This window comes from Streptomyces sp. NPDC048623 (genome assembly GCF_040650755.1).
Classification (GTDB): domain Bacteria; phylum Actinomycetota; class Actinomycetes; order Streptomycetales; family Streptomycetaceae; genus Streptomyces.
On record NZ_JBEZHV010000019.1, the window covers coordinates 43,044 to 56,389 of the forward strand.

The window sequence follows — 13,346 nt, forward strand, 5'->3', positions numbered from 1 at the left end:
AAGGACCCTCTCGTACGCTGTATAGGGATTTTTTCCGGCCACCTACTTCCGGCTGGTCAGGTCGTAGAAGGTCGCGTTGCCGACGGGGACCTTCGCGAAGGTCTCCTCGACCCAGGACGAGATCTCGCTGCCGCCGCCCCCGCCCCCGCCGCCGAAGCCGCCGCCCGAGGAGATGAAGTAGTGGATCTTCCCCTCGGCCACGTACTGCTTGAACTGCGCGAGGGTCGGCGACGGATCGCTGCCGTTGAAACCGCCGATCGCCATCACCGGCTTCTCGGTGGCGAGCTGGTAACTGGCCGCGTTCTGGGCGCCGATGGCGGCGGCGACCCAGGTGTAGGAATCGGCGTCGGCGAGGAGCTTCTGCCTGGCCTCGGTGCCGACGCTCGCGCCGTTGAGGAGACCGCCCATGCCGCCGCCACCGGCACCACCGGCCTCGGGCATGCCGGGGAACCCGCCCTGGCCGCCCATGCCGGGCGGCTGGCCCTGCGGCTGCTGCCCCTGACCACCGCCAAGGCCGCCAGGGCCACCAGGGCCGCTGGGGCCACCGGGGCCACCCGCGGGGAACAACACCCGTCCGCTGCCCGGCCCTTCGACCCTCATGCCGCCACCTGCACCGCCACCGAAGCCGCCGCGCGCCGCGCCCGCGGGCCCCGCCGTCACGATCGAGCCCTGATGCCCGTCGGCGACCGTCGCCAGGGTGTACGCGAAGGGCCCCGCGAGCCCGGCGGCGAGCCCGAGGCCCGCCAGTCCGAGCCCGACCCGCCGGCCGCCCCACCGGTCGAGCCGCCCCGCAAGCAGCAGCCCCACCGCCGCCGCGCACCCGGCGACGAGCACCGCCCAGCGCAGCCACGGCAGCCAGTCCGGCGTCCGCCCGAGCAGCACCCACCCCCACACCGCGGTCACCGCGACCGAACCGGCGAGCCCCGCCGAGGCGAGCAGCTGCGCCCGCTCCTCCCACAGCACGGCCGCGCCCATGCCGATGAGGGCGGCGATGTACGGGGCCATCGCCACCGTGTAGTACTCGTGGAAGATCCCGGCCATGAAGCTGAAGACGCCCGTCGTCAGCAGCAGCGAACCGCCCCACACCAGGAACGCCGAGCGCGCCGTGTCCGTGCGCGCCGCCCGCCAGGTCACCACCAGCCCGGCGACGAGCAGGATCAGCGCGGCGGGCAGCAGCCAGGAGATCTGGCCGCCGACCTGCTCACCGAACATCCGGCCGAGACCCGTCTCGCCCCAGCCGCCGCCCCCGCGCCCACCGCCGCCGCCCGGGCCACCGGCCCCGCCGGGCAGCTCCAGGCCCGCCGGGAGCTCGCGAGTCATCCCGCCGCCCCGGGCACCCCCGCCCCCGACGCTGCCGACCTCGTCGCCGTTGATCCGCCCCAGGCCGTTGTAGCCGAAGGTCAGCTCCAGGAAGCTGTTGTTCTGCGAGCCCCCGACGTACGGACGCGAGGACTTCGGCCACAGCTCGACCAGGGCCACCCACCAGCCCGCCGACACGAGCAGCGCGAGCCCGCCCAGGCCGAGCCGGCCGAGCCGCCGCCCGAGGCCGCCCGGCGCGCACACCACGTACACGAGCGCGAGCACCGGCAGGATCAGGAAGGCCTGGAGGGTCTTCGCGAGGAACGCGAAGCCGAGCGCGATCCCCGCCCACACCAGCCACTTCGCCGCGCCCCTGTCCCGTTCGAGGGCCCGGAGCACGCAGTAGACGGCCACGGTCATGAGCAGCGCGAGCAGCGCGTCCGGGTTGTTGAAGCGGAACATCAGCGCCGCGACCGGGGTGAGGGCGAGCACGGCGCCCGCGATCAGGCCCGCGCCCGCGCCGAACCGGCGCCGTACCGCCGCGTACAGGACCGCGACCGTGGCCACCCCCATCAGCACCTCGGGCACCAGGATCTGCCAGGAGCCGAGTCCGAAGAGGCGTACGGACAGGGCCATCGGCCACAGCGCGGCCGGCGGCTTGTCGACGGTGATGGCGTTGGCGGAGTCGAGCGAGCCGAAGAAGAAGGCCTTCCAGCTCTCCCCGCCGGCCTGGACGGCGGCGGAGTAGAAGGAGTTGGCGTAGCCGCTCGCACTCAGGTTCCAGAGGTAGAGGGCGGCGGTCGCGAGGAGCAGACCGAGGAAGGCGGGCCGCACCCAGGGGGCGTCCTCGGCCCGCCCGCGCAGGCAGCGCCGTACCAGCGCGTTCGACGAGTTCATCGGGAAGTTCCGTTCGTGGAGCGCCCCTGGGCCGGGAAGACCCAGAGGCGGAAGAGAAGGAAGCGCACGCCCGTCGCCGCCAGGTTGGCGACGATCAGCACGGCGAGTTCGGTGGAGTGGGCCGGGTCGCCCGTCGCCGCGCCGAGCGCGAGGAGCGAACCGCTGGTCAGGGCCAGGCCGATGCCGAAGACGACGAGCCCCTGCGCCTGGTGCCGGGCGGCCCGCTCCCGCCCGCGTACGCCGAAGGTCAGCCGCCGGTTCGCGGCCGTGTTGGCGACGGCGGAGAGGAGAAGCGCGGCGCCGTTGGCGAGTTGGGCGCCGAGACCGAGCCGGAAGAGGGAGTAGAGCGCGAGGTAGAAGAGGGTGGAGAGGGCGCCCACGACGCAGAATCCGACCAGCTGGCGGGCCAACCCGCCCGGCACGCCCGTCAGTTCGCGGTCGCGCGGATCGTCGCCGAAGGGCCGGGCGAGCCGGTCGAGCGGCAGCGAGCCGGTCGCGAGCGCCCGCCCCACCCGCCACACGCCCTTCAGGTCGTCGGTGGCGGTACGGACGATGTGCACGGTCGAGTCAGGGTCGTCGACCCAGTCCACCGGCACCTCGTGGATCCGCAGCCCGGCCCGCTCGGCGAGCACCAGCATCTCGGTGTCGAAGAACCAGCCCGTGTCCTCGACCATCGGGAGCAGCTGCTCGGCCACCTCCCGCCGGATCGCCTTGAACCCGCACTGGGCGTCCGAGAAGCGGGCGGCGAGCGAGCCGCGCAGGATCAGGTTGTAGGCGCGGGAGACGAACTCCCGCTTGGGGCCGCGGACCACCCGGGAGGAACGGGTGAGCCGCGAGCCGATCGCCAGGTCGGAGTGCCCGGAGATGAGCGGCGCGACGAGGGGGAGCAGCGCGTTGAGGTCGGTGGACAGGTCCACGTCCATGTACGCGAGGACGGGGGCCTCGGACGCCGACCAGACCGTACGGAGCGCCCGGCCCCGCCCCTTTTCCTCAAGCCGTACGGAGCGGACGGCGTCCGGGAGGCGGGCGGCGAGCGCCCGCGCCACGTGGGGTGTGGTGTCGGTGGACGCGTTGTCGGCGACCGTGATGCGGAAGGCGTACGGGAAGGTGCGGGAGAGGTGCTCGTGCAGCCGCAGCACGCACGGCTCCAGGTCCTTCTCCTCGTTGTGGACGGGAATCACCACGTCGAGGACGGGCCGGCCGGCCGCGCCCACGGGAAGGTGCTCCCGGGCGGGAAGCGTTCGCATGCCACAGACGCTCGCCGGGCCCGCTGTCACGGCGGTGTGGTGAGGCTGTGGCAAGGCTGTGAGTTCAGCGCCGCTTCGGCAGGCGTACGGAGAAGAGGGTGCGGCCCGGCACGCTGTCGACGGTCACCTCACCGCCGTGGGCGAGCGTGACCGCGCGGACGATGGCCAGGCCGAGGCCCGTGCTGCCCGTGCTCCGGGCCCGGGAGGCGTCGCCGCGCGCGAAGCGCTCGAAGACGGCGGGCAGGAGCTCTGCGGGGATGCCGGGCCCGTCGTCCTCGACCTCCATGACCGCGTGGGAGCCGTTCTCGCGAAGCCGCGCCGTGACGGTCGTGCCGGGCGGGGTGTGGGTACGGGCGTTGGCGAGCAGGTTGACGAGCACCTGGTGCAGCCGGGCCGGGTCGCTGTCGGTCTTCACCGCGCCCTCGGGGAGTTCGAGCCGCCAGTGGTGCCCGGGCCCGGCCGCGCGCGCGTCGGAGACGGCGTCCACGACGAGCAGGGCGAGATCGGTGCTCTCGTACGCAAGCGGGCGCCCGGTGTCCAGCCGCGCGAGCAGCAGCAGGTCCTCCACCAGGCCCGTCATCCGCTCCGCCTCGGACTCGATGCGCCCGAGCGCGTGCCGGGTGTCGGGCCCGCACTCCTCGCGGCCGCGCCGGGTCAGCTCCGCGTACCCGCGGATCGAGGCGAGCGGCGTGCGCAGCTCGTGACTGGCGTCCGCGACGAACTGCCGCACCCGGGTCTCGCTGCGCTGCCGCGCGTCGAGCGCCGAATGGACGTGGTCCAGCATGCGGTTGATGGCCGCGCCGACCTGCCCGACCTCCGTGCGCGGATCGGCCTGCGCCTCCGGCACCCGGTGGTCGAGCGCCACCTCGCCGCTGTGCAGCGGCAGCCGGGCGACCTGCGCCGCCGTCCCGGCCACCCTCCGCAGCGGCGTCAGGGCGACCCGTACGAGCACCGTCCCCGCGAGCGAGGCGGCGACGAGGCCCGCGCCGGTCACGCTCAGCTCGACCACGACCAGGGTCGAGAGGGAGTCCTGGAGCTCGGCGAGCGGTATCCCGATGAGGAAGTCGCCGTTCTTGCCGGTCGCGTACTGCACCCGGTAGTCGCCGAGCCCGCCCGGCAGGGACACGGTGTGCGGGTCGCTGTCGCGCGGGACGGCGGCGAGGGCAGCGGTCTGCGCCGCGTCCAGGTCCTGGGCGTTGGCCTCCGGAAGCCCGTACGGCCCGTCCTTCGGCGGCGCCGACACCGACGCCGACACCACCACGCCGTCCTCGCCGCCCTCGACCACCGCCCCGAGCGTGCCCAGCGGCGCGCCCGGCCCGACGACGAAGCGCAGCGGCTCGTGCCCGCCGTCCGGCGCGGGCCCGGGCAGGTTCGCCGGCGGCCCGGCGGCCCGGTTGGAGACGGCGAGGAGCTGCTTGTCGACCTGCTCGTAGAGATACGAGCGGAAGGCGATCGTCGTGACGGTGCCGATGACGGCGCAGACGACCGCGATCAGGCCGACGGCGGAGACGACGAGCCGGGTGCGCAGCGACCACGGACGAGCGCCCGGACGAAGGAACCGCACGGGTCCTACTCCCCCGGCTTGATCAGGTAACCGGCCCCCCGCCGGGTGTGGATCATCGGGCTGCGCCCGGCGTCGATCTTCCGCCGGAGGTAGGAGATGTAGAGCTCGACGACGTTCGCCTGCCCGCCGAAGTCGTACGACCACACCCGGTCCAGGATCTGCGCCTTGCTGAGCACCCGGCGCGGGTTGCGCATCAGGAAGCGCAGCAGCTCGAACTCGGTCGCGGTGAGGTGGATCGATTCGCCGCCCCGGGTGACCTCGTGGCTGTCCTCGTCGAGGGTGAGGTCGCCGACCGTGAGCAGCGACTCGGTGCGCGCCGCGGCGGCGCCGGAGCGCCGGATGAGGCCGCGGAGCCGGGCCACGACCTCCTCCAGGCTGAACGGCTTGGTGACGTAGTCGTCGCCGCCCGCCGTGAGCCCGGCGATCCGGTCCTCGACCGCGTCCTTCGCGGTCAGGAACAGCACCGGCACATCGGGCAGTTCGCGCCGCAGCCGCCCGAGGACGGCCAGGCCGTCCATGTCGGGCAGCATCATGTCGAGCACGACCGCGTCGGGCCGGAACTCCCGGGCCCGCCGCAGCGCCCCGGCCCCGTCACCCGCGCTGTGCACCTGCCAGCCCTCGTAGCGCAGGGCCATCGACAGCAGTTCGGCGAGCGAGGCCTCGTCGTCGACGACGAGGACGCGGACGGCGGTGCCGTCGGGCCGCAGCAGATCGGTACGCGTACGGGGCGTGGTCGCAGTCATGGGGCCACGGTCCCCGGAGCGGGTGAGACCCGCCTTTCGCTTTCCTGTGAATTCCCTGAGAAAGGAGCGTGCTCACTCGGGCGTGCGGAGGCGGAACAGCCGGGCGCCGTTGTCGTGGCAGACCGCCCGGAGCCAGTCGTCGCCGAGCCCGAGGCGTTCGAGGGCGTCCAGCTGGTGCCCGTACGGATAGGGGATGTTGGGGAAGTCGGTGCCGAGCAGGATCCGCTCGCGCAGCCCGTCCAGCCGCTTCAGCTCCACCGCCGGCGCCGTCGCAGTCGTCGCCAGGAAGGGCGCCTGGCTCTCGCTGAAGTCGGTGAAGGCCATGGTGGTGTCGAGGTGGACGTGCTCGTAGCGCTCGGCGAGGTCGAGGAAGTCGCCGTACTCCGGCATGCCCATGTGCGCGACGACGAGCCGCAGCCGCGGATACCGGGCGAGCAGCCGCCCGACCGGTCCGGGACCGGTGTACGGCCCTGGGGCCGGCCCGGAGCCGCAGTGGATCACCACCGGGGTGCCGGAGTCCTGGAGCGTGCCCCAGACGCCGTCGAGGAGCGGGTCGTTCGGGTCGTAGGCGCCGACCTGGACGTGCGCCTTGAAGATCCGCGCGCCGCGGTCGAGGGCGTGGCGGACCTGGTCGGGGGCGCCGGGCTCGGGGAAGAAGGTCGCGGTGTGAAGGCAGTCGGGGACGCGGGCGGCGAAGTCGGCGGCCCAGTCGTTGAGCCAGCCGGCCATGCCGGGCTTGTGCGGGTAGAGCATCGCCGTGAAGGCCCGGACGCCGAACTCCCGGAGGAGCTCGACCCGGCGCTGCTCCTCCTCGCGGTACGTGATGGGCCAGGGGCGGCCGGTGAGCGGCCCGGCGGAGTCGAAGTAGGCCCACACCTTGTCGAGGACGTTGCGCGGCATGAAGTGGGTGTGGACGTCGACGAGCCCGGGCAGCCCGAGCCGCCCGGCCCAGGCGCGTACGCCCGCTGCTTCGTCGGTCGGTCCGGTCGGTCCGGTGGGATCAGTCGGATCGGCCGGTTCAGTCGGTTCAGTCGGTTCAGTCGCGGACAAAGCTGTGGCTCCGTTCGACCTTCCCGATGTGGAGGCTGTACGCCGAGTACCACTCCTCGCGCCCGCGCCGCTGCGCCGCGAGGTGCTCGGGCTCGCGGCGCCAGGCGGCGAGGCCCTCCAGGTCGCGGAAGTAGGCGACGGTGATGCCGAGGCCGCCGGGGGTGCGGGCGGACTCGTAGCCGAGGAAGCCGGGCATGCCCTGGACGAGCTCGTGCAGCCGGGCCGAGGTCTCGGCGTAACCCTCGGGGTCGTCGGGTCGGAGGGAGGTGAAGACAGCGGTGTAGTAGGGCGGTTCGAGGCCCGCCACCAGGCTCTGGGTCATGTGATCACCCTGCGGCGGGACCGCCTGTACTGTCCATGGATCACGCCCGAAGGGATCCAAGACTTTACGGTTCAACGTTGGGGATCGTCAGAAGAGGGAGGCCTGGGCGGCGGTGTCCTCGCAGGTCGGGGCTGTCGGGGCCGGGGCCTCGGCGGTGGGCACGGTCACCGGGTGCCCGGCGGGTGCGGCGACGAGCTCCCAGCCGGTGAGCAGCCGGGTGTCGAGGACCAGGGGCCGGACGTCGGCTTCGGCGCCCGCGCCCGCGCCGAGGAGATGAAGATCGGGCCCGGCGGCGGCCACGAGCCGCCCCGCGACGACCCCGTCGTCGACGAGCTCGGTGACGACCCGGCCGGGCGGAGAGCCCTGAAGGCCGTCGAGCGCGAAGGCCTCCGCATGGTCGTGCACCTCGCAGGGCAGCACCTCCAGGGTCTCCGCCCAGGCGGGCACGCCGGCCGCCTTCTCGTACAGCTCGGTGATCTCGCGGGCGCGCTCCTCGGCGGGCGGCAGCGCGTACCGTACGGCCCGCTTCCGGGCGTACGGGATGCGGTCGGGTACGGCGAGGGCGTGCCGCAGCACCTCCTCCGTCCGCCGGGCGCCCATCAGCGGCCCGCGCCCGAGCCAGCCGAAGGCGACGGCGCCCTGTTCGAGCAGGCGGGCGGAGCCGCGCTGCTCCGCCGTGATGCCGACCTTCACCATCCCGGGCCCGAACCAGGCGAGATACACGCGGTACGGCCGGGGGTCGTCGGCGATCGTGTCGGCGGCCACCGAGTGCGCCCGGTCGAGCCGCGCGCACTCCGCGCACCGCCCGCCGGTGCTGCGTCCGGGTACGACGGCGGTCAGGGGGCAGGGGTTGCCGCGGGCGCCGGAGCAGCGCCGCACGCCGCCGACGGCCCGGAAGCCGAGCTCACGCCCGTACGGCAGCGCGCTGACCCGCCCGCCGCCGCCCGCCCAGCGGAGCCGGGGCACACCGCCCTGCCAGGAGATCCCGGCACTTCGCCACACCATGCCCCCAGTGTCGTACCCGCCACTGACAGACGCCGGTCTCCTCAGGGTCGGGGCGCCTCAGGGTCGGGGGCTCCTCAGGGCAGGGCGTAGAGCAGCCCGCCGTCCGTGCCCGTGCCGCCGGCGTGCCGCATGCAGCCGCGCTCGACGAGGGTCCGGACGCAGTCGCGGACCCGCTCCGCGGTGAGCCCGGTGCGGCGCGCCACCTCCTCCAGGCGGTAGCGGACCCCGCCGCGGACGAGGGCGGGGGCGAGATAGGCGGCGACGGCGTGCGCGTCGGGGCCGACGACGGCGTTCCGCGCGCACCAGGAGTCGAGCAGCTCCTGCGGGGTACGGGCGACGGGTGCGGCGCCCGGCGCCTCGGCGGCGGGGGACGGACCGGTGCGCTGGACGGGGAGGGTGAGCCGGTCCAGGGATTCGGCGAGCCGGTGGAGGTCCCGCCCGGCCGCGCGCAGCAGCTCGCCCCACTCGGTGTCGGGCCGCAGGGCGGCCTCCTCAAGGCGTACGAGCACGTCGAGGAGCGGCTGCGGAAGGACGAACCCGTCGGTCGCGGGCGCGGGATCGAGCCCGTACGACCCGTCGCGCTGCACCCCGACGACCAGCTCGGCGACCCAGGCCCGGAACGGCCCGGCCGCGGCCTTCCCTGAGGCGTTGACCAGTTGGACGAGGCCTTCCAGGCACACCATCCGCGTACTCTTCTTCAGCCCGTTCCGCGTCCCGCGGGGGCCCTTCACCTCGATCGGCAGCTCGGCGACCGTGGCGTGCAGCGCGTCCGCGACATGCGCGCGCAGCGCCGCCCGTGCGCTGGCGTACCCGAGCTGACGGGCCGCGTCCACGGCCGGGAACCAGTGCGTCCCGTCGGGCAGCGTGAGCCGGCGCAGCCGCGCTCCCGTGGCGGCGTACACGAAGTCGTCGATGTCGATGGCGTCGATGGCGTCCATGGCGTTCATGTGGGGGCTCCACCTCCACCTGCAGGCTAGGCCGTGGGCATATTCAACTGACATGGAAATCAGTTCAGTTCACCCGAAGGTGTGGGAAATCGCCCGGATTGCACCGAGGGTGGGTGTGAGCTGGGGTTTTCGGGGTAACCGGGGCGGCACAAGTGGGCGGTGGGGTGCGGGTGTTCGGGGAGATGGGGAGTGTTCGAGGTGCGGTAGGTGAGAGGAGTGGTTTACGTGCCGGGCGGGGGTGGTGGGGCCGGCGGTGGTGGCGAGGCCGGTGAGGTCTCGGACAGGTCCAGAAGGGCGAGGACGTCGGGCGGGGTCCAGGTGCCGGCGGCGCCTGGGCGGCCGGCCAGATAGCGGGCGATCTCCTGGTCCGTCCAGGCCCCCGACTCGCGCAGCCCGGCGGCGAGATGCCGCAGATACGCCTCCGAGGGCGGGCGCAGTTCCACCTCGGCCAGGGCCCACGGCGCGGTGAGGGTGAGCAGCGGCCGCCCGTCGAGCTCACCGGCGCAGACCACCGTCTCGTACCGCCCGGGCCCGAAGGCCACACGCCCGCGTGCGACCACCTCGGCGAGGTCCAGATCGGCGCCGGGCTCGCCGTACATCTCCAGGGCGGCGATGTCGGAGAACTGCCCGCCGCTGATGAGATGCGCCCGCGCGAACGCCCGCCCGGCCGCGTCGGGATCGTAGAACCCGCGCCCGCCGCCCCACACGGCGGACTCGGTGGCGAAGTACAGCACTCCGTCCAGCTCGACCGCCCGCGAGGCGCGCGGCGCGGCCCGGTCGCGACAGCCGTCGAGATACCGCACGAGCCGCGCGCGGTGCATGTTGGACCCGTAGGCGGCGTACCAGACGTACCGGTTGTCCATGCCCAGGACGCTAGCGGCGGCGAGGTGCTCTGCCGCGGTAGCCGTACGGGGGTGGGCGCGGCGGAGTGACGGGGGCATCCCGGTCGCGGCCGGCGCGGCGGTGTCCGCCGTGATCACCGTCGTCGACCGCCACCCGGGCGGGCAGCCCGACCGTCCAGGCGGCGAGGAACACGGTGCAGGCGGACACCACCCCGGCGATCAGCAGCGCCCCTGCCCCGTCGGTGACTCCGGCCTGGACGTAACCACCCCAGGAACCGCGCCGTACCGGGTCGGCCCGCCGTCCGGCCCGGGGGAGGCCACGCTAGGCGGCCTTGACCGTCAGCGTGTAATCGACGCCGGTCGAGAAGTCCGCTGCCTCGCCGCGGATGACGAGGGTGTGCTTGCCGGGGGCGAGCGGGGGCAGTTGCACCCACAGGCCGCAGCCGGTCGCGTTCAGGCGCCCGGCCGCGCCGGTGACGGCGTTGCCGCGGGCCGTGCGGACCTTGATGGCGTCGCCGGTGCGGCGCTCGGGCGGGACGGCCTGTCCGTCGAGGGTCGCGGTGCCCTTGGCGCCCTTCATGAAGTCCACGCAATCCGCTGCGGTCCCCGTGCTGTTGACGAGCGGGAACGCGATCGGCCGGTCCCCGGGAACGTCGCAGGCCCGCTCGGTGCGCCCGCCGAAGGTCCCGGCCAGGAACCAGACGTCCTGCGGCTGGTTCCGGCCGCACATCGTGCCGTCGGGGTCGGCCACGGGGTTCGTCCGCTCGGGCTCGGTCGCGGCCCAGCTCCACCACCGCCCCTGCAGCTCGGCGGCCCCGAGCCGTACGGCCTCGGCGTCGGCCGCTCCCGAGGCCGTGGCGGTGGCAGTGGCCGCCGGGGTCGGCGTGGCGCCGGCACCCGCGGGGGCCGGGTCCTCGCCCGGCGCCCCGCACCCCACGAGCAGGCCCACCCCCACGGCCACCCCGCCCGCGACCTTCGCCATCCCCGCGACGAACCCCATCAGGAGCCCCCTCCATTCGTGCCGTCCATCCGGACCGTCCAGTCCGGACCGGGGACCCTATCGAAGGGCGGCGGCCGATCAGGACTCGGGGCAGAGCGTCTTACGCAGCCCGATGTTGATGTGCTTGCCGTCGTCGTCGGTCAGCGTGCGCCCGTCGTACGAGAACTGCTGCGCGGCGGCGTGATCCGGGTCCGCCACACCGCTGTCGAGGGCCGCGCACTGCTTGCGGGACGCGTCGATGGCCTTGTCCTCGTCGCCGGTGAGCCCGCCGCCGCCGACATCGAAGAGGACCGCGAGGACGGCGGCCCGCTCGGCGCCGGTGGGCTCGGGCGGCAGACCCGCGTCCTTGGTGGCGCTGTCGGCGGCCGGGGCGCTCGTGGTGGCGCCGGCCTTGCTGCCGCTGCCGCTGTCGCTGTCACTGCCGCTGCACCCGACGGCGGTGAAGGCGAGCGCGGCGACGACGACCGCGATGGTGATACGGATGCGCATGATCCCCCCAGATGGCGTCATTCGGTAGGACCATCGTGCGCCAGGCGAGGGCACCGGGTCAGCAGCGGTCACAGCCCTGTGACATGCCCCGGACACATTCGCAGCGCCCAGCCCATCAACTCACCTCATTTCTCGCACTGTTGAACCGCCGCCGCCGCAGAGATCGCAGCAGACCTGGTCACGATCCACCCCCGAGCGGCAGGATGCGTCCGTGCTGACATGGACCCGTCGCCTGGTCGCGACCACCACCGCCCTCGCCGCGATCCCCGCCGTCGCGGGCTGCAGCGTTCCCGTCGCGGGAGTGACCGGCGTCTCGGTGACGGCGGACGGGCAGCCACTCGGCGTGATCGTCATGTGCCACGACCACATCGACGGCGCGCTCCTCCACCTCGATGACGACGACCCGGAGAAAGAGGCCACTGTCGGCAGCTGGCAGCGGGCCGAGGCTCTCACCGACTTCTCCACCTGGCCCCTGACCACGGACGCCACAGCCGCCGACGACGGCTGGTCCGCCGAGAAACCCCTGCACACGCTGGACCCGAACCAGACCTACCGCATGTTCGGCTGGACCACCGACAGCTCCTGGTCCTCGGCGGCGGTGTCTTTCACCGTCGCGGACCTCAAGGACCTGTCACCCGGCCAAGTGCGATACGAGATCGGCAACACCGTGTCCACCACGTCGATCGACGACTTCCGCAAGACGGCCTGCGACCACTTCTGACCCGCACCCAGGCGGCGGAGTGGACGGCCTTCCGGCCCGCGAGGCGGCACGCGCCTCTGGCGCTGGGCCAGTAGGGGCGCTACGGAACGGGGTCGGTCACCGGGGTTGCGGTACGGAGCTGCTGTACGGCACGACGGTCACCAGCCGCGCCGGCGGCCCGTGATCCCCGGCCAACCGATTCCCCGCCTCGCCACGCCGGCGGCCACTTCCACGCCGCCTTCCCTGCCTTGTAGGAGCGGGCGTCTGTCGGTCACTTACAGATCAAGCTGTCACTCGAGCGTGGCGATGACGAGGCCGGCAAGCGCGAGCACGGGCGAGCTGAGAAGAGCGATGCCGCCCATGAGCCGAAAGAACCAGGCACCGAATCGCGATGGCTCCGTGAGCCCTATATTCAGCGTCCGCGCTGCGGTCACAGCCCTGACGGCGTTGCGCCGTGCCGCGGCCTTGTCCGCCGCGCCCCGCACGTTGAAGAGGAACATCGCCCCCCACGCCACGCCTGCCAGTCCCAGTACGAACAGCGCGATACCCACAACCACAGCCGATCCCCTCCCTTGAGCACCGCCGTGACCAGCGGTCGTCGGAGGATGATGCCAGCCGGCCCGCAGGCGAGCACGAGCGGTCTTCCGTCATGGCTCCAGTCCCCCGCAGCCCACGCGCACGTCATGCGGACGACGTTGCGGGCCGCCGCCGACCGCATGGACGACGCCCTCGGGCTCGACGACGCCGACCCGGACGAGGGACAGCAGTCCGAGGAGAATCCCGCCGCCTGATCGGTTCGGCCGGGGACGTTGATGTCACCCGCTGATGTCAGAGGCCCCCTGGACGATGTCCAGGGGGCCTCTGAGCTGTGTGCACTCGGCAGGATTCGAACCTGCAACCTTCTGATCCGTAGTCAGATGCTCTATCCGTTAAGCTACGAGTGCTTGTTTTGTTTTCCGCCTCCGCTCCCCGGCCTTTCGGCCCGCTCGCGGCGACAGGAAGAACATTACATGACTGCCGCCGCCATGTGAAATCCATTGGGCCCACCCCTTGTGACCTGCGAAAACGCCGGACGATCACGGGACTGGGGGCGGGCGCGGCCAGCCGTGGAGGGGGGTGCTCCGGGGCGGAAAGGGCGAGAAAGAGACCGGGGTCACATGCGGGTGCGGTGCGCGGTCGGCGGACGGCTCCGCGCGTGGCCGGGAACGGGTGAAGCCCCGGTCCTGGGGACCGGGGCTTCG

The 13,346-nt window shown here is 73.3% G+C and carries 13 protein-coding genes and 1 tRNA gene; 1 reads left to right on the forward strand and 13 read right to left on the reverse strand.

Annotation, left to right across the window (positions count from 1 at the left end; translation table 11 throughout):
- Nucleotides 1-42: 42 nt before the first annotated feature.
- The 11 genes from AB0C73_RS25200 to AB0C73_RS25250 form a co-directional block, all read right to left on the reverse strand.
- On the reverse strand, nucleotides 43-2,196 hold the full coding sequence (locus AB0C73_RS25200) for a glycosyltransferase family 39 protein (RefSeq protein ID WP_362534156.1): 2,154 nt from the start codon (nucleotides 2,194-2,196) through the stop codon (nucleotides 43-45).
- Complete coding sequence (locus AB0C73_RS25205) at nucleotides 2,193-3,443, reverse strand: bifunctional glycosyltransferase family 2/GtrA family protein (protein ID WP_362534159.1); 1,251 nt, start codon at nucleotides 3,441-3,443, stop codon at nucleotides 2,193-2,195. Before AB0C73_RS25205 ends, AB0C73_RS25200 begins: the two co-directional genes overlap by 4 nt.
- A gap of 64 nt (nucleotides 3,444-3,507) precedes the next feature.
- Nucleotides 3,508-5,007 carry a HAMP domain-containing sensor histidine kinase gene (locus AB0C73_RS25210; RefSeq protein ID WP_362534162.1) on the reverse strand — a complete coding sequence of 500 codons (1,500 nt, stop codon included), beginning with the start codon at nucleotides 5,005-5,007 and terminating at the stop codon, nucleotides 3,508-3,510.
- 5 nt (nucleotides 5,008-5,012) lie between these two features.
- On the reverse strand, nucleotides 5,013-5,750 hold the full coding sequence (locus tag AB0C73_RS25215) for a response regulator transcription factor (RefSeq protein WP_362534165.1): 738 nt from the start codon (nucleotides 5,748-5,750) through the stop codon (nucleotides 5,013-5,015).
- 72 nt (nucleotides 5,751-5,822) lie between these two features.
- Nucleotides 5,823-6,683 carry an amidohydrolase family protein gene (locus tag AB0C73_RS25220; protein ID WP_362534397.1) on the reverse strand — a complete coding sequence of 287 codons (861 nt, stop codon included), beginning with the start codon at nucleotides 6,681-6,683 and terminating at the stop codon, nucleotides 5,823-5,825.
- A gap of 103 nt (nucleotides 6,684-6,786) precedes the next feature.
- On the reverse strand, nucleotides 6,787-7,122 hold the full coding sequence (locus tag AB0C73_RS25225; protein WP_362534168.1) for an antibiotic biosynthesis monooxygenase: 336 nt from the start codon (nucleotides 7,120-7,122) through the stop codon (nucleotides 6,787-6,789).
- 87 nt (nucleotides 7,123-7,209) lie between these two features.
- On the reverse strand, nucleotides 7,210-8,127 hold the full coding sequence (locus tag AB0C73_RS25230) for a DUF2797 domain-containing protein (protein ID WP_362534170.1): 918 nt from the start codon (nucleotides 8,125-8,127) through the stop codon (nucleotides 7,210-7,212).
- 74 nt (nucleotides 8,128-8,201) lie between these two features.
- Nucleotides 8,202-9,074 (reverse strand): Bro-N domain-containing protein, encoded by an 873-nt coding sequence (locus tag AB0C73_RS25235; protein ID WP_362534173.1) that lies wholly within the window; start codon nucleotides 9,072-9,074, stop codon nucleotides 8,202-8,204.
- Between the two features lie 221 nt (nucleotides 9,075-9,295).
- Complete coding sequence (locus AB0C73_RS25240) at nucleotides 9,296-9,937, reverse strand: histone deacetylase (protein ID WP_362534175.1); 642 nt, start codon at nucleotides 9,935-9,937, stop codon at nucleotides 9,296-9,298.
- A 301-nt stretch (nucleotides 9,938-10,238) separates the two neighbouring features.
- A complete protein-coding gene (locus tag AB0C73_RS25245; RefSeq protein WP_362534177.1) occupies nucleotides 10,239-10,916 on the reverse strand; it encodes a signal protein in 678 nt (225 codons plus the stop codon).
- A 78-nt stretch (nucleotides 10,917-10,994) separates the two neighbouring features.
- Complete coding sequence (locus tag AB0C73_RS25250) at nucleotides 10,995-11,405, reverse strand: hypothetical protein (RefSeq protein WP_362534178.1); 411 nt, start codon at nucleotides 11,403-11,405, stop codon at nucleotides 10,995-10,997.
- Between the two features lie 211 nt (nucleotides 11,406-11,616).
- On the opposite strand from AB0C73_RS25250, the gene AB0C73_RS25255 reads away from it, so the two are divergent.
- Complete coding sequence (locus tag AB0C73_RS25255; RefSeq protein WP_362534181.1) at nucleotides 11,617-12,126, forward strand: hypothetical protein; 510 nt, start codon at nucleotides 11,617-11,619, stop codon at nucleotides 12,124-12,126.
- 269 nt (nucleotides 12,127-12,395) lie between these two features.
- Here AB0C73_RS25255 and AB0C73_RS25260 read toward each other — a convergent pair whose 3' ends face one another.
- Together AB0C73_RS25260 and AB0C73_RS25265 are read right to left on the reverse strand one after the other, a co-directional pair.
- The gene (locus tag AB0C73_RS25260) at nucleotides 12,396-12,656 is read right to left on the reverse strand and encodes a hypothetical protein (RefSeq protein WP_362534183.1); all 261 of its coding nucleotides are present in this window, start codon (nucleotides 12,654-12,656) and stop codon (nucleotides 12,396-12,398) included.
- A gap of 320 nt (nucleotides 12,657-12,976) precedes the next feature.
- Nucleotides 12,977-13,049 (reverse strand) — tRNA-Arg (locus AB0C73_RS25265).
- Nucleotides 13,050-13,346 lie beyond the last annotated feature (297 nt).